14 protein-coding genes and 2 other annotated features (1 of these 16 cut by a window edge) are annotated in these 16,828 nt (G+C 36.5%); all 14 genes read right to left on the bottom strand.

The genetic code is table 11. From position 1 onward, the window contains the following. Positions 1–43: a sequence feature (ribosomal protein L20 leader region), on the bottom strand (it extends 78 nt beyond the left edge of the window). 210 nt (positions 44–253) lie between these two features. After that, complete coding sequence (gene thrS, locus BAQ48_RS06090) at positions 254–2,191, bottom strand: threonine--tRNA ligase (RefSeq protein WP_071710400.1); 1,938 nt, start codon at positions 2,189–2,191, stop codon at positions 254–256. Positions 2,192–2,238: 47 nt separating this feature from the next. Further along, positions 2,239–2,467, bottom strand: a binding site (T-box leader). A 31-nt stretch (positions 2,468–2,498) separates the two neighbouring features. Then, a complete protein-coding gene (ytxC, locus tag BAQ48_RS06085) occupies positions 2,499–3,380 on the bottom strand; it encodes a putative sporulation protein YtxC (RefSeq protein ID WP_071710399.1) in 882 nt (293 codons plus the stop codon). A gap of 277 nt (positions 3,381–3,657) precedes the next feature. Then, positions 3,658–4,596, bottom strand: a complete 939-nt coding sequence (gene dnaI / locus BAQ48_RS06080; protein WP_000400113.1) for a primosomal protein DnaI — start codon at positions 4,594–4,596, stop codon at positions 3,658–3,660. A gap of 33 nt (positions 4,597–4,629) precedes the next feature. Further along, the gene (locus BAQ48_RS06075; protein WP_071710398.1) at positions 4,630–6,036 is read right to left on the bottom strand and encodes a replication initiation and membrane attachment family protein; all 1,407 of its coding nucleotides are present in this window, start codon (positions 6,034–6,036) and stop codon (positions 4,630–4,632) included. A gap of 148 nt (positions 6,037–6,184) precedes the next feature. Then, positions 6,185–6,646 carry a transcriptional regulator NrdR gene (nrdR, locus tag BAQ48_RS06070; RefSeq protein ID WP_001203687.1) on the bottom strand — a complete coding sequence of 154 codons (462 nt, stop codon included), beginning with the start codon at positions 6,644–6,646 and terminating at the stop codon, positions 6,185–6,187. 287 nt (positions 6,647–6,933) lie between these two features. Next, a complete protein-coding gene (gene speD, locus BAQ48_RS06065; RefSeq protein ID WP_002003660.1) occupies positions 6,934–7,317 on the bottom strand; it encodes an adenosylmethionine decarboxylase in 384 nt (127 codons plus the stop codon). 387 nt (positions 7,318–7,704) lie between these two features. Continuing rightward, positions 7,705–8,733, bottom strand: a complete 1,029-nt coding sequence (locus tag BAQ48_RS06060; RefSeq protein WP_000198976.1) for a glyceraldehyde-3-phosphate dehydrogenase — start codon at positions 8,731–8,733, stop codon at positions 7,705–7,707. 109 nt (positions 8,734–8,842) lie between these two features. After that, a complete protein-coding gene (gene coaE / locus BAQ48_RS06055; protein ID WP_071710397.1) occupies positions 8,843–9,445 on the bottom strand; it encodes a dephospho-CoA kinase in 603 nt (200 codons plus the stop codon). Between the two features lie 51 nt (positions 9,446–9,496). Beyond that, positions 9,497–10,129, bottom strand: coding sequence for a sporulation membrane protein YtaF (gene ytaF, locus BAQ48_RS06050; RefSeq protein WP_071710396.1), 633 nt, complete (start codon positions 10,127–10,129; stop codon positions 9,497–9,499). A gap of 72 nt (positions 10,130–10,201) precedes the next feature. Beyond that, entirely contained in the window at positions 10,202–11,032 is an 831-nt protein-coding gene (mutM, locus tag BAQ48_RS06045; RefSeq protein WP_071710395.1) for a DNA-formamidopyrimidine glycosylase, read from the bottom strand. Between the two features lie 12 nt (positions 11,033–11,044). Further along, the gene (gene polA, locus BAQ48_RS06040; protein ID WP_071710394.1) at positions 11,045–13,678 is read right to left on the bottom strand and encodes a DNA polymerase I; all 2,634 of its coding nucleotides are present in this window, start codon (positions 13,676–13,678) and stop codon (positions 11,045–11,047) included. Between the two features lie 283 nt (positions 13,679–13,961). Further along, entirely contained in the window at positions 13,962–15,725 is a 1,764-nt protein-coding gene (gene phoR, locus BAQ48_RS06035) for a sensory box histidine kinase PhoR (protein ID WP_071710393.1), read from the bottom strand. After that, a complete protein-coding gene (gene phoP / locus BAQ48_RS06030; RefSeq protein WP_071710392.1) occupies positions 15,718–16,437 on the bottom strand; it encodes a two-component system response regulator PhoP in 720 nt (239 codons plus the stop codon). Before phoP ends, phoR begins: the two co-directional genes overlap by 8 nt. Positions 16,438–16,599: 162 nt before the next feature. Further along, positions 16,600–16,828 (bottom strand): hypothetical protein (locus BAQ48_RS06025; RefSeq protein ID WP_071710391.1); only part of this gene is annotated, 229 nt, incomplete at its 5' end.

The raw sequence follows: 16,828 nt of genomic DNA, 5'->3' as shown, positions 1-16,828 counted from the left end.
AATGCGTCCATCAGGTGAGAAGCGGGTGCTTCTACTTGTTCCACAAAACAATATTCTATTATCCTTGATGAGTTTATCATAGGACATGACGTCTGTCAAGAAGACGCGATGTGTTTTACTAACAACAAGAAATATTGTAACAAACAACTACCATACTTGCAATACTTTTTTATGATAAGTATCATATGGTTATTTTTTCTAATTTCTCTCACTTATATTACATAGAAAAGCCGCGGTATACCGCGGCTCTTTCTTATCGTTTGCCTTCTACTTTAATCATGTCAACAAAAGCCTCTAATGCGATTGTTTCTGATTTTTGTTCACCATATTTACGTACGTTTACGCCATTTTCAGTTACTTCATTGTCACCTACTACAAGCATGTACGGAATTTTTTGCATTTGTGCTTCACGGATTTTGTAACCAATTTTCTCTTCACGAGTATCTAATTCAACACGGATACCAGCACGGCGTAATTCGTCTTGTACTTTCTTCGCATAGTCTAAATGTACTTGCGGAGAAACTGGAATTACTTGTGCTTGAACTGGAGCTAACCAAGTTGGGAATGCACCTTTGTATTCTTCAATTAAGAAGGCTACGAAGCGTTCCATAGTTGATACAACACCGCGGTGAATTACAACTGGACGATGTTGTTTACCGTCTTCACCAACGTAAGCTAATTCAAAGCGTTCTGGAAGTAAGAAGTCTAATTGTACAGTTGAAAGTGTTTCGTCTTTTCCAAGAGCAGTACGAACTTGAACGTCAAGTTTTGGACCGTAGAATGCAGCTTCACCTTCTGCTTCGTAGTAATCAAGACCCATTTCATCCATAGCTTCTTTTAACATACCTTGTGCTTTTTCCCACATCTCATCATCAGCATAGTACTTTTTAGTATCTGCTGGGTCGCGATAAGATAGACGGAATGAATAGTTCTCTAAACCGAAATCTTTGTACACTTCTAGAGTTAAGTTTACAACGCGTTTCAATTCTTCTTTAATTTGATCTGGACGAACGAAAATGTGCGCGTCGTTTAAAGTCATCCCGCGTACACGTTGTAATCCAGATAACGCACCTGACATTTCATAACGGTGCATTGTTCCAAGTTCCGCAATACGGATTGGTAGTTCACGGTAACTGTGAATATCGTTTTTATAAACCATCATGTGGTGAGGGCAGTTCATTGGACGAAGAACTAACTCTTCATTATCCATTTCCATTGATGGGAACATACCATCACGGTAGTGGTTCCAGTGACCAGAAGTTTCATAAAGCTCTCTGCTTCCTAGTACTGGAGTGTATACGTGATCATAGCCTAAGCTCGCTTCTTTATCAACGATGTAACGCTCGATAATACGGCGGATTGTTGCACCTTTTGGTAACCAAAGTGGTAAACCTTGTCCTACTTTTTGGCTATTAGTAAACAATTTTAGTTCTTTACCTAATTTACGATGGTCGCGCTCTTTTGCTTCTTCAAGCATACGTAAGTGCTCATCTAATTCTGCTTTCTTAACGAATGCAGTACCGTAAATACGTTGTAACATTTTATTATTGCTATCGCCGCGCCAGTAAGCACCCGCTACGCTTAATAATTTAAACACTTTAATTTTCCCTGTAGATGGAAGGTGAACACCACGACAAAGGTCGAAGAATTCGCCTTGCTCATAGATTGAAATAACTGCATCTTCTGGAAGATCGTTAATTAAATCTAATTTTAACTCATCGCCGATTTCTTCAAAACGACGAATTGCTTCTGCACGTGGTACTTCATGACGAACGATTTCTAAGTTCTCGTTCACGATTTTTTGCATTTCTTTTTCGATTTTCTTGAAGTCTTCAACTGTAATTGCTTCTTCCATATCAATATCGTAGTAGAAGCCATTTTCAATTACTGGACCAATACCAAGCTCAACCTTAACATCTTTATATAAACGTTTTAACGCTTGTGCTAAAAGGTGAGCTGTTGAGTGGCGTAAAATATATAAGCCATCTTCAGAATCTAATGTAATGATAGAAACTGCACCATCTTCTTCGATTGGTGTAACAAGATCGATCATCTCATCATTTAATTTTCCAGCCACAGCTTTTTTCTTTAAGCCTGGGCTAATAGAAGCTGCGATTTCTTCAGTTGTTACGCCTTTAGGAAACTCCTTCACAGCTCCATCAGGGAAAGTAATTTTAACTACATCTGCCATCACTGGTCACTCCTCTTTTTTTCAAAATAAAAAACACTCATCCCGTAAAAAGGGACGAGTGTTGAATTCGTGGTTCCACCCTTGTTCCAATTAACATAATTGTTAATTGCTCAAGTTCAACATAACGGTGTTGTCCGTTAGCAATTACTAGAAAAATCGTTCACTGCTAAAGTTTAGAGGTGGTAAGTAATAATCCCGTACTAGGAAGCTCACACCCTAAGGCTTCCCTCTCTGAAAATCGTAGAAAACTACTCATGTCCTCATCATGACATTTCGATATATTTCATTTATGTAGGTAATTATATGCTCAAAAACTTAGAAAATCAAGGGCGTTACCTTTATTTTTTAAATTTTTCACATTGCGCTCAAACTCATGTAATCCATGTAATTGTACTCGTTCTTGAAATACGTTTCGCAACGTAATAATCATATTGTGATCTTGTTCTTTCGTATATAAATAAATTTTTTTCGGCGAAATAGAAAGAAGTGGTGCAATTATTTTCGTATCAATATATACATCCTTTTGCTTTAATAATTCTTCATCTATATATTGGACCAATCTCTCCTGTTTTAAACGTCTACCTTTATCATCATAAAAAATAAAGCTTTCATCAAAAATAAGGTGCACACAGGACAAACGTGATTTCCGACTACTCACTTGTTGCCGAAGCGTCTCAATGAACATTTGATACTCTTGTTCCATCTTATACTCATCAATCGCCACTTCCGCAAGCTTAGCTACCATTTCCCTATATGTACGAAGACGAAAACGAACATATGATGTAAACGAGAATGAGAGCGGATCACAAATCCAATTATTTAAAGAAGACTTAATGTATGATTCAAATGCATTGCGTGTTAAATCCTGCGCTACACCTTTTCTTCTTCCCTTTAAAATCTCCTGTGCCATATGCAATATTTGATGACACTCTTCTTGTTCTTCATAAAAAAACTTTTCTTTTAAGATTGTATCTATCCACTCATTTTGTTTCACATTCACAATGAAATACACCATTACTGGTAATAAAATCTTTTCAATATAATTCGATTCACGCACTGGTATGTGAATCACAACTTTCTGTTCCTGCAAGTACACACTCGTTTCCTTATATAACATTTCCGCTCTTTTCAGTAGTTGTTTATATACGTGCATAGCATCATTTTTTTCTTCGAAGCAAATTTCAATCACTTTTGTCCCCCCTTTTATCCCCGCTCTAAAGGATTGTATCTATACGTTACAAATCCTATAAGAGTCCGTTCCGCGTGAAGTTCACTCTTAGTAGAATTTCATTTCCTATCGTTAGAAGATCCACTCGATATGGCCTGCTAATTTTATATATATTAAGGGAGGGAGAAAAAAATGATACAAGCTACAATGAATTTTCTATAAGAACTTTTCATTTTACAATTCAGCTAGTGTAAAACGCGTTCAAAACGAAAAAAGAGCAAGCTTTTCAGCTTACTCTTTACTTATGACGACGGTTTTTCCCGCCAATTGAAATTGGTTTCGCTAAATATTTAATCCGTTCCATAATACGAGCTGCTTTCATTTCTTCCGCTTCACCACGTTGTGTATACGTTAAATGATGTTCCAGCTCCTTGAAATCAAAGTTAGACGTAAAGAACGTTGGCAAGTTTTCTAGCATACGGAATTGTAAGATTGCGCCGAGCACGTCGTCACGTACAAAGCTTGACATCGCTTCCGCTCCAATATCATCTAACATTAGCACTTGTACACGTTTAACGGCATCAATTTTTTCCCCAATCGAATTATCTTGAATCGAACTTTTAATTTCACGTAAAAATTCTGGGAAGTATACAAGCATCGAGCTTATTTTCTTTCGAGCAAGTTCATTCGCGATTGCTCCTAATAAATACGTTTTTCCTACACCAAATTTACCGTACAAATATAAACCTTGTACTTTTTTACCTGGTTCATATGTACTTAAAAATTCATTCGCCGCTCCGATTGCATGGATACGTGCATCTAAATCAGAAGGATCTAAATTCTCCATCGTTGCCTGTAAAATATCATTTGGCATATATACACTTTGAACGAGTTTTTCGTATTTTTTCCTCTCGTCATACGCTACTTTTCTAATGCAGCGATCATATTGAATATCAATCATCTTACCTTGAATAACAAGCTTTGGCTCATATCCTTGCAGCATGTTTTTACACGAACCTAAATCCGGACAATCCGCGCAACCTACACTTTGTCCAATATATTCGTATAATTTCACAAGACTACGCTCAATCATAGAAGTTGTTACTTCACCTTGATGTTCATCTATAAATGCTTTCACACGCGGATGTGCCATTACTTCCGCCTTTAATACTTCATATCTATTTTTAAAATTTTTATTTTCCATTAACTTTGCAAATGAATTTTGAATATGCTCCATTTTCTCACCTCAAAGAGCGTTCATTCTCTTCTATTAATCACGCTTATATTTTTTCAACACTTCTTCTAGTCGTTTTCGTTCATCTTCTAACGTACTTGCACCTTTTTCAACACTTACATCTTTTTTCACAGTTTCTTTCTCTTGTTCTTTCGGCTCTTCTTTCAGCCAATCTGGTACCATTTCTTTTCGTACCGTTTTCTTCGACGTACGGCCTTTTTTCTTCGTCTCAGCCCACTCTTGATATTGACGGTTTTCCTCTTTCGCCAGTGCCATCGCTTCAGCTACTGTGCCAACCTTTTTACGCGCCCAATGACCAGCAATCTTCTCCACATACGTTTTCGCAAGCTTCATATCTGAGCGTAGCATAACGTAATAAATAAGTACATTCACAACACCTGGCGTTAACTTTTGGTTCATCATTACATCTTCAACGATTTGCAAGTCAGCCTTCGTGGCCTCTGCACCACCAGAGATTTCTTTCAATAGTTGTTTTGGTGAGATTTCCTCTAACTGTTTGATTAACATCTCTTCTTGTGTAGAAGGCTCTTTCTCTTTCATCATACGTGCAGCGTGAGGCTGTACTCTTTCACTTAATACAGGTAACGCTTGACCGTTTTCGAACTGATACCAATCACGCGCTCCTTTTCTAAGCCTTTCAATATCAATGGTCTGCATCTCTGTCACCGCACCAAGAACGATATTTTGCATCGATAACACATCTACACCATACACGTAAGCAAGTGTAATGACACATTCTCGCACTTGATCTGTAATCGCCTTTTTAGGAACAAGAGCAGACAAGCCGTCTACAAATAAGGAGAAATCAAAGAAATCATTCCAAACTTCTGGAGCGTCTCCCTTCTCATTACTTGGCATAGTTGTCGTTTTTGGAATACGAAGGTCTTCTTGCGCATGCTCAAGCTGCCCTGGATTAAACGATCCAAACACATCATTGAAAGAGCGCGTAACATTTTCATAAGAAGCAAAATCAAATTCTTCTTCTAAGAAATATTGCTTTACTTGATTATATTTTGTCCGACTCAATCGATTGTATAAAAAGATACTTAAAACAATATCATCAAAAAACTGCTTCGGAGATAAAGGCGGTTGCAACTCGTATATAAACATTCGAATATCTTTTTCTTTCTTAATATATACCTTTAAAAGCCCAATCGCCTCTAACTTCACTCGCTCCTCATATATTTCAGGAAGTTGCATTTGCATAGTCACCATAAGGGAATGATGTGTATTCTCTTTTCCAAATACACGATCCTGCTCTAACTCTCCCCATAGCGTCATGTATAAACTAAAAGCTCTACTACCTATTAACGGCTGATACAACATTGTTAACACTTTTCGGTCGTAATTATGTAGTAGCCCTTTCGCACTTACTTTGTAACGATCAATCGGCAATAGCTCCATCCATGACTGTTTTTCCATTCTTGCTTTTCCTTTCTCTCATTCAATCTATCCTTAAATTCATTCTATCTTCATTATATATTTTATTAGCGAAAAAGAGCTATTAGCTTACGCTTCTAGCTCTCTTATCTCATTACTTACAGTATGTAAAGAGAACGGAATTGGGCTTCTATTCTCTTTCTTTTTGCAGTATATCTTTTAATTCTTCAATAAATACATTTAAATCTTTAAATTGACGATATACAGAAGCAAAACGCACGTAAGCAACATCATCGATATCACGAAGCTCTTCCATAACTATTTCACCAATCATATCACTTTTCACTTCTGAAATACCTAAATTACGAAGTTCACGCTCCACACTTTGTGTTACTTCCTCTAATTGTCTTAAAGATACCGGTCTTTTTTCACACGCTTTAATTAAACCACGTAAAATCTTTTCTTTATTAAATTCTTCCCGTGTACCTTCTTTTTTAACAACGATAAGAGGCGACTCTTCTACTCTTTCAAATGTCGTAAAGCGACTTAAACAACTTTCACACTCTCTCCTTCTTCGAATAGAGCGCCCCTCGTCTACCGGACGCGAATCTAACACTCTTGTGCCATTATGAGAACAGGATGGACAACGCAATATATTCACTCCTTTACACTATAATCTTTATTTTCTCTCTACTCACTTCACCTAAAAATATATATACAATATTATATAACTCATTCTAACGCTCTTACCACTTTAAGTTTCAACGCATTATTTCATCATCAAGTTTTTCAACAAAATGAGATGGTAGATGCGACACTAACTTATTTGTAAAAGTTCAATTTATCCAACTAACAAGTACGTTATGTTTTCCTTTTTTATAAACTAAAAAAGAGGTGCATTATACACCTCTTTACATTTTAAATCAATTATGTTCTTTTTTAAAGAGCTTTTGTTTCTCTCTGCTTAATTTCGAAGCTACCAGTGCCTCGAGGAAGCTCGATGCTCTCACGCGTTTTCGCGTTTAAACCTTCTGCAATATATTCTGCAGCAACATTTGGATCAATACGATCCCCACAAGTATAAACATCAATACTTGCGTAACCGTGCTCCGGAAAGCTATGAATTGTTAAATGTGATTCCGAGATAATTACTACTCCACTTACACCTTGTGGTGCAAATTTATGAAAAGCAACCTCACGTACTTCAGCACCAGCTCTTAGTGCTGCATCCACAAATAATTGTTCAATATACGGCATGTCATTAAGCTTGTCGAAATCGCAATCCCAAAGTTCAGCGATCACGTGACGACCCATCGTATCCATAGTATCCATTCTACAGTTCCCCCTTGTAAATTTATTCTAACTGTTCGAATTGAAAACTAATTTGCAATTTGGCTTGCTCCACTACCACGGGGGAAAGTTAGTCCAGAGAGGTCCTAACCCTTTAAGTAGTGACTACGTACCTCAGCTCTTAAGTTTACGAGTGTTAGTATACTTTGTTTATTTTCATTTTGCAACAACAGTTTTTTCGATTTTCTGTCATATTTTCCTCTTTACTTTTCCCTAAAAAAAAGAAATGATTCACGAATGCAGTAATCCCAACGCTTTGTGGTATGTCCACTTTTTAAAATATACTCGTATAATTTTTTTCCTTTTCAGAAAAAATTAAAAAAAGAGGGCAAATATTCACCTGCCCTCTCCCTTATTCACTTAAATATGTTGCACGTTTTTTTGTTTCGCTAATTCGTCAACAACTAACGTTACAAGGTCTACAACACGACGAGAGTAGCCCCACTCGTTATCATACCAAGCAAGTACTTTCACTTTACGCTCACCCATTACCATTGTAGATAAACCATCGATAATAGCTGAGTGTGTATTTGTATTAAAGTCGATAGATACTAATGGCTCTTCACTGAACTCTACGATGCCTTTTAACGCACCGTTGGCAACAGTTTTGAATGCATCATTAATAGCTTCAACTGTCACATCACGTTTTACATCTACTACTAAGTCAACAAGAGACACGTTTGGCGTCGGTACACGAAGTGCCATACCGTGAAGTTTTCCGTTTAAATGCGGAAGAACTTTTGCTAGCGCTTTCGCAGCACCTGTAGTTGTCGGAATAATTGATTGTCCGCAAGCACGTGCTCTTCTTAAATCTTTATGTGGGTTATCAATATTTTTTTGGTCATTTGTATAAGCGTGAACAGTTGTCATTAAACCGTTTTCAATTCCGAACTGCTCATCTAACACCTTCACAACAGGTGCTAAACAGTTTGTTGTACAAGATGCATTTGAAATAACAGTATGTTTTGTAATATCTAATTGGTCTTCGTTCACACCAACTACAATTGTTACATCTTCATTTTTACCAGGCGCTGTTAAAATAACTTTTTTCGCTCCAGCTTCAACGTGAAGAATTGCTTTTTCTTTTGAATTAAATTTACCAGTTGCTTCAATTACGACTTCAACACCTAGATCTGTCCAAGGCAATTCCTTTGGATCGCGGTTGTTTAAAAGGCGAATCATTTTCCCATCAACTAATAAGTGATCTTCAAATGCTTCTACTGTTCCGTCAAACTTGCCGTGAACTGTATCATATTTAATTAAATGTGCTAACGTTTCAGATGGATAGCTTGCATTGATTGCTACAATTTCGAATGCGCTTTCTTTTATTGCCTGACGAAATACCATTCTCCCAATACGTCCAAATCCATTAATTGCCACACGAGTCATAATATGTTATCCCCCTTGAATGCGTTATACTATTTATCTCCAATCCCAATAATAGTATAACACAAAAAGGAGATATGTCACTAAGCATTTTCACTAATTTCACAATTTTTTAGTCAATAATGTTCCATTTCTTTAAAATTACCTGTAATTGTGTTTTCGTTCCCATAATTGTGCCATCATTATTTATCACTTCATCTGCATTTTTCACTTTTTCTTCTAATGGCATCTGAGATCGAATACGAGCCGTTGCTTCTTTCTCTGAAAAGTTATTTCGTTTCATTAAGCGATTTAATTGTGTATTCGGCGTAACTGCTACAACTAAAACACGATCCACAAGACTTGTTAATTTACTTTCAAACAATAGCGGGATATCTAACACAACCGCTTGCACACCTTTTTTTATGTACATTTCTTTTTGTGTATTCATTTCTTCACGTACTGCAGGATGCACAATTTTATTTAACTGCAATCGTTTTTCTTCATTATAGAAAACGATGCTTCCCAATTTTGGACGATCCAGTTCCCCATCTTGTTGTAACACTTCCGTTCCAAATGCCTCTACAATTTTGTTATATGCTGGTTTTCCTTGTTCTACAACTTCTCTTGCAATAACATCTGCATCAATAACTGGTATACTTAGCTCACGAAACATTTCTGATACCGTACTTTTTCCGCTTGCAATGCCTCCCGTTAATCCAATTACTACTGTCATAATAATCCTCCTCATAATAAAAGGCGCGAAACTAATGTTCCACGCCCATACTTACATTTTCCAAATTCCAATAATGATGAGTAATACCCCAGGCAGGAATGTAAATTTTTGCAACCATTTCATATTCGATAAAACCGTACCAAGCTTCATTCCAATAAATAAAAATAAAGAACTCATTACTGCGACTAATATCGCCATCATAGCAGGTGCATAACCTAATAAAGATGCACCAATTCCAGCACCAAACGAATCTACAGAAAGAGCTATACCGAGAAGTAATGCTTCTCCTGCAGAAATAGTACCCGATTTATCAAAATCTGCAACAGTCGGTTTCCGTAAAATTTGAATCACTAGTCCTAGTGAAGCAATCTCTAATTTCCAGACCTTCTCCTCTTGCTTCGGTTCTTCTTTTTTATCACTCCGAAAAAATTGGTATAATACCCAAATCCCTATTCCAATAAGAACAAGCCCACCGATACGCGTTGCGATAACAGGTGAAAAAACTTTCGCGATCATATGTCCAATTCCCATTGAAACAAGCATAACAGCCGCTGAACAAATTCCGATAATTATAATTGATCTTAGTGGAATTCTTACGCTTCTTAAACCATATGTTAGCCCTACACTACAGCTATCTAAGCTTAATGTAAAAGCTAATAAAATAAGAGATAAATAAAGGTACATCGGTAAGCTCCTCCCTTATACATAGCTCTGCTGTATGTATATGACAAATGCCTATCCGATGTTATCTCTTTTCTATATTCTAGGCTGACAAATTGGGCAGTAATGCGTTCCTCTCCCGCCAACAACTGTTTTTTCTAAAATCGTACCGCAAGTCACACATGGTTCTCCCTTTTTCCCATATACATTTAGAAGTTCTTGGAATGAACCAATTTGTCCTTGCGAATTGATATACGTTCTAATTGTACTTCCGCCTCGCTTCACTGCTTCGCCTAGCGTTGTAACAATTGCTTCGTACACTCTCTCGATTTCTTCTTCTGTTAAAGACGACGCTTCTCGTTCTGGATGAATTTGAGAACGGAATAAAACTTCATCTACATATATATTTCCAAGCCCTACTAAAAGGCGTTGGTCTAATAATACGACTTTTATTTTGCGATTTGTCTTTTGCAATCTCTCTTGTAAATACTTCGGTGTCAATTCAGCATCAAATGGCTCTGGTCCTAAATCAGCAAGAGGCATTTGATTCAATTCTTCACCTTTCTTAAAGAGATGCATCGTACCAAACTTTCTCACATCTTTATAATGCAATTCAGTTCCATCTGTAAATAAGAAACGGACATGCGTATGTTTATCAATCGGCTCATCCTCTTGATGTAGTAAAAACTTACCTTCCATACGCAAATGGGAAACAATGACATAATTCGTTACATATAAAAGCAAAAACTTTCCTCTTCGCTTTACATTTTCAATCGTCTCGCCTTTTAGCATTTCTTTAAAGATTTCTGCATCATCCGGACGTTTTACTATTTTGGGATAAGTAACAATGACATCTGCAATTGTTTTTCCTGTTACAAGATTTTCAAGTGTCCGTCTGACGTTTTCAACCTCTGGTAATTCAGGCATTTCATCACTTCCTTATTTTGCGTCGTACCAAGTTGGACCGTAAGAATAATCAACTTTCAGCGGAACTGCCAGTTCAATTGCATGTTCCATTACTTCTGGTACAAGCTTCTCTAATTTTTCAATTTCTTCTTTTGGTGCTTCAAATATTAATTCATCGTGTACTTGCAGAAGAAGACGCGCTTGTAATCCTTCTTCTTCTAAACGATCCGCCATAATAATCATCGCTTTTTTAATAATATCTGCTGCAGTACCTTGAATTGGTGTATTCATAGCTGTACGTTCAGCAAAGCTACGTAGATTGAAATTACGACTCGTAATTTCTGGAATGTAACGGCGACGATTTAATAATGTAGCCACATATCCTTTTTGTTTCGCATCTTTTACGATGTCCTCCATGTATTCTTGTACACCAGGGAAACTTTCTAAATACTTTTCAATAAATTCTGCTGCTGCTTTTCTTGTAATTCCTAAGTTTTGCGAAAGACCATAATCACTAATACCATATACAATTCCGAAGTTAACAGCTTTCGCTTGTCGTCTCATATTTGAAGTTACTTCATCTTTTTCAACGCCAAATACATCCATAGCTGTTTTCGTATGAATATCCATGTCATGTTGGAACGCTTCAACTAGCCCTTTATCATTTGCAATATGAGCTAATACACGAAGTTCAATTTGCGAATAATCTGCTGCGTACATAATCCATCCTTCTTCTGATGGAACGAATGCCTGACGAATCTTTCTTCCTTCTTCTAATCGAATCGGGATATTTTGCAAGTTCGGATCCGTTGAGCTTAATCGGCCTGTTTGCGTTAATACTTGATTGAAACGAGTATGGATTTTACATGAATCTTCATGTACAACTTTCAATAAACCTTCAATATAAGTTGAGTTTAGTTTTCCTAATTGACGATAATGTAAAATATTTGGAATGATTTCATGGTGATCCATAAGCTTGTCTAGTACATCAGCTGATGTAGAATAGCCTGTTTTCGTCTTTTTAATAACTGGTAAGTTTAAGTTTTCAAACAGAATAACACCAAGCTGCTTCGGTGAATTAATATTAAATTCTGTTCCCGCAAGCTTATAAATTTCCTGTTCCATTTCCTTTAATCTACCTGCAAGCTCTTCTCCCATATTACGAAGACGATCCGTATCAACTTTTACACCTTTTACTTCCATATCAGCTAATACACGTGCAAGTGGCAATTCTAACTCTGTAAATAGTTCATATTGCTCATTTTTTTCTAACTCTTCAATGAATGTTTGCTTTACATCATATAATACATGCACTTTACGAGCGACATGCTCCGCTACTACTTCTAGCTCTGGAACAGCACGCTTCGCGCCTTTTCCGTAAACTTCTTCATCGGATTTCACAGCATGCGTTTCTTTCATTTTCGCTACAGTACGGAAATCTTTGTCCGTATCAGCTGGATCAAGTAAATACGCAGCGATTAATAAATCAAAGTCAATCCCTTGAATATCTATCCCATTCCATTTAAGCGCAACGATCGCACGCTTCGCATCAAATGTATGCTTTCTCATTTCTCCATTTGCAAGCCACTCTTTAAAAGCATCTGACTTAAGGGCAATGTCTGTCTGAATAAAGTAGCAACCATTTTCATTTTGAATACCAAAACCTTGAATATCTGCTTTATGATAATTATCTTCTTGCACTTCAACAATAAGCGCACTATCTTGCTGAAGCATTTCTTGTGTAACTTCTTCCACGATATCAAATGTAATATCATCTAATTCAGCTGGAGCTGTTTCCTCCGGCGTAACACCTAACTTATTTAAAAGAGATGTAAATCCTAAACTCTCGAACATTGGAATGACATCACTTGCTTCATAGCCTTTATACTCCATATCATCCACATGCACAGTAATCGGTGCATCTGTAATAATAGTTGCAAGATCTTTACTCATAAGAGCTTGGTCTTTATTTGCTTCCAGCTTTTCTTTTAATTTCTTCCCGCTTACTTGATCTATATTTTCATACACCTCTTCAACCGTTCCAAACTGTGTTAACAATTTAATCGCAGTTTTTTCACCAACTCCTGGTACACCCGGGATATTATCTGATTGGTCTCCCATTAAACCTTTCATATCGATAATTTGCTTTGGTGATAAGCTGTATTTCTCAAATAAAGCTTCTGTCGTATATTCATCTACTTCTGTAATCCCTTTTCTAGGAATACATACAAGCGTGTTATCAGAAACAAGTTGAAGTAAATCTTTATCTCCTGAAATAACTTTTACACTTGCCCCTTGCTCACTCGCTTCTTTCGCTAACGTTCCCATAATGTCATCTGCTTCATAATTTGCCAGCTCATAACGTGGCACATTGAACGCATCAAGCATTTCACGAATAAACGGGAACTGCTCTGATAACTCAGGTGGAGTCTTTTGACGTCCGCCCTTATACTCACTATACGTTTTATGACGGAACGTTGTTTTGCCTGCATCAAATGCTACTAACATATGCGTCGGCTTTTCTTCCTCTAATATTCTCATTAACATCATTGTAAAACCGTAAATTGCGTTCGTATGTATACCTTTGTCGTTATTTAAAAGCGGTAGTGCAAAGAAAGCACGATACGCGATATTATTACCATCTACTAGTACGACCTTTTTTTCCAAATCAGAAACCTCCCCATACAAATTTGAAATGATTTTTTTCACAGAAAAAAACCGTTCCTTTCCTCTCTCTATATTAACATGACTAATAGAGAGAAGAAAAATAACGGTTATTTTCCTATATATAAAATCGGCTTATATTGGCATAAAGGGAAGTGACGAGAATAGCACAACTACTCTCGTCCAAAATTACTCCTTGGATGAAGGGGTTTTCATCTATTATATTAACAGAGCTTTATTAATATTTAATTAAGCCATTGTTAATATATTGTAAACATCCATCATCCTATTTATCAGTTGCTGATTTTGGTAAAACAACCGTAAATGTTGTCCCTTCTCCAACTTCGCTATCCACTGTAATTGTACCGTGATGCGCCTCAACTAAATGTTTTACAATCGATAATCCAAGGCCTGTACCACCAGTATTTCTACTTCTCGCTTTATCCACTCGGTAAAAGCGTTCAAAAATACGCGGAATTTCATCTTTACTAATACCAATTCCAGTATCCGATACTTTTATGTAAGCATTATATTTATCTTCTGCTAACTCTACAGAAACAACGCCTCCAGCAGGTGTATATACGATTGCATTATTAATTAAATTAATAAAGATTTGTTTCAATCGACTCGGATCTCCAATGACAGAAACACGTTTTAATACATCCACTTGTAAAGAGATTTCTTTTTCGCCCGCCTTATTATTAAGCACCATATGAATATCTTCAAGAAGCCCCTTCATATCAACGGTTCCCATATTTAATTTAAACCCTTGTTGCTCGATTTTTGACAAATCTAATAAATCTTCAATTAAACCTTGCATACGCTCACTTTCTTTTAAAATAATATGCAAGAAATGTTCGCAGAACTTTTTATTATCCATCGCTCCGTCCAAGAGTGTTTCTGAAAAACCTTTAATAGAAGTAATCGGTGTTTTTAGTTCATGAGAAACATTCGCTAAGAAGTCTTTTCTCATTTGTTCTAATTTCTTCAACTCAGTAATGTCATGGAATACGAGAACAATTCCTTTCCATTCATGGTTCGTCCCAATAATTGGCGCTCCATATACTTCAAAATGCTTTCGCTCAATTCCAAGTGGTAACAACATTTGTTTACGCACTTTCACTTCTGTCATAAAGATTTCTTCCACTAGCTCTATAATTTCTGTATGATGAAACGACTCGTAGTATAAACGATCTAAATATTCTTCGTCTGTTACGTGGAAAGTCTCCTTATACGAACGGTTTACAAGGTTTATATAACCGCGGCTATCGATTAGAATCATTCCACTTCCCATATTTTCAATTAATGTATGCAGGCGGTCTTGTTGCATTTCTTGCTCAAGCGTCATCTCTTGTAAATTACGCGCTAAAATATTAATTGCTTTACTCAGCATTCCTGTTTCATCCGAATGACTTTCGTATGCACGCGCTTTATAATTCCCCTTCGCTAATTCAATTGCAACTTTCGTAACGGATTCAATTGGTCTAATATATTGCCCTGTAATTTTCATACCCAAGAATACAACTACGAGACAAGCGATGACAAATCCAATGATTAATAATCCCCACGTTTTCTGGTGAACATCCCTCAAAGTATCAATTGTACTTTTCACCAAAATATATCCTTGTTTTCCTTCTACATCCTGAACGAATACAACATGATAAAACTCATTCTTTTGATCCGTTTCTTTCGTAATCACTTTATTTTTTTGCTTCGCTGTTTCAGAGGAAAGTTCTTTGACCATCTCTTGGCTAAAAGTAGATTGTTGCCCTTTGCTATATTGAACTTTATTTTTTTCATCCACAAATAGAATAGAAGCTGGTATTTTCTCTTCCAACTTTTCAAATACATACGGATTTTTTAAAACATCATCGAAACCTTGTTCTTCTGCTAATACGGCAACATACTCTGTCTCTTTTACCATTCTCTCTTTAGCATGATTTATATAGTAGTTTTCAAAAACAGTTTCTAGCAATAAACCTAGTCCAACTAAAATAAACACAATGAGAGAAACAAATGTAAAAAGAAGCCTGGAACGAAATTTATTCATCCCCTTTTGGCTCCTCTAATTTATATCCTAAACCACGTATCGTTTTAATGTACGTCGGTTTTTTCGTATTTTGTTCAATTTTATCGCGCAAATGACTAATATGAACGTCAACAATTCGTGTATCACCAGCAAAATCATAATTCCATACAGCACTTAATAATTGATCACGCGTCAATACGCGACTCTTATTTTTCGCAAGATAAACAAGTAGTTCAAATTCTTTTGGTGTTAATTCAAGCTTTCTTCCTTGGAAATAAGCCTCATAAAACTCTGGTAAAATTTTAAGTTCTGCAATTATGATGCTATCTTCATCTGGCGCTTCTGCAACTTGTTCTTCTTGTTGCAATTTCGTACGACGCAAAATCGCCTTCACACGAGCAACTACTTCCCTCGGACTAAATGGCTTCGTCATATAATCATCTGCCCCAAGTTCAAGACCTAGCACCTTATCAAACTCATCATCTTTTGCTGTTAACATTAAAATCGGCGTCATGATACGCTGCAATCGTAATTCTTTACAAACTTCCATACCATCCATTTTCGGAAGCATTAAATCTAATATAATTAAATCCGGACGTTCTGTTGTCGCCTTTTGAAGCGCCATTTCTCCATCCATCGCTGTTATAACTTCAAAACCAGCTTGTTGTAAATTAAATTCAATTAAAGTTAAGATAAACTCCTCATCATCAACTACTAAAATACGATTGTTCATTCTTTTCCTCCAAGTTATAGACTTGAAACCTTCTTCATCCTAGTATTTTCCCCGTTATTCTCATCATACTAGAAAACAGGTTCCCCCTCAATATAATTGTCTATTCATGGAGTTTGTTTGTGCAGAATTGAGAAAATAGACGTAATTACACCTCGCCTGCAACTACACAAGATTTTGCCAAACTTTATAGATTTCTCTCTCTTCTTTAAAGCTCACTTCCGTATGAACTGTAAAATCTTGATTTTGCGCTAGGAAAAACGAAAGAGCATACGCTATTTTATAATCTGATGTTTCATATCCATCAAATACTCTCCCATACATTTCATTCGCGATCGAATCGGCCCACACTTCAGCTTCTCTTATCGTTTCAAAGATTCTGTCTTCCCTTTTC

The sequence above is a fragment of the Bacillus luti genome, from assembly GCF_001884105.1.
GTDB lineage: Bacteria > Bacillota > Bacilli > Bacillales > Bacillaceae_G > Bacillus_A > Bacillus_A luti.
The sequence above is the reverse complement of the archived record's forward strand: the minus strand, read 5'-3'. Positions and strand labels throughout refer to the sequence as shown.

Excerpts from the sequence above, each read along its gene's own strand:
- thrS (WP_071710400.1), bottom strand. The coding sequence starts at position 2,191 with ATGGCAGATGTAGTTAAAATTACTTTCCCTGATGGAGCTGTGAAGGAG.
- dnaI (WP_000400113.1), bottom strand. The coding sequence starts at position 4,596 with ATGGAGCATATTCAAAATTCATTTGCAAAGTTAATGGAAAATAAAAAT.
- BAQ48_RS06075 (WP_071710398.1), bottom strand. The coding sequence starts at position 6,036 with ATGGAAAAACAGTCATGGATGGAGCTATTGCCGATTGATCGTTACAAA.
- speD (WP_002003660.1), bottom strand. The coding sequence starts at position 7,317 with ATGGATACGATGGGTCGTCACGTGATCGCTGAACTTTGGGATTGCGAT.
- BAQ48_RS06060 (WP_000198976.1), bottom strand. The coding sequence starts at position 8,733 with ATGACTCGTGTGGCAATTAATGGATTTGGACGTATTGGGAGAATGGTA.
- coaE (WP_071710397.1), bottom strand. The coding sequence starts at position 9,445 with ATGACAGTAGTAATTGGATTAACGGGAGGCATTGCAAGCGGAAAAAGT.
- ytaF (WP_071710396.1), bottom strand. The coding sequence starts at position 10,129 with ATGTACCTTTATTTATCTCTTATTTTATTAGCTTTTACATTAAGCTTA.
- mutM (WP_071710395.1), bottom strand. The coding sequence starts at position 11,032 with ATGCCTGAATTACCAGAGGTTGAAAACGTCAGACGGACACTTGAAAAT.
- phoR (WP_071710393.1), bottom strand. The coding sequence starts at position 15,725 with ATGAATAAATTTCGTTCCAGGCTTCTTTTTACATTTGTTTCTCTCATT.
- phoP (WP_071710392.1), bottom strand. The coding sequence starts at position 16,437 with ATGAACAATCGTATTTTAGTAGTTGATGATGAGGAGTTTATCTTAACT.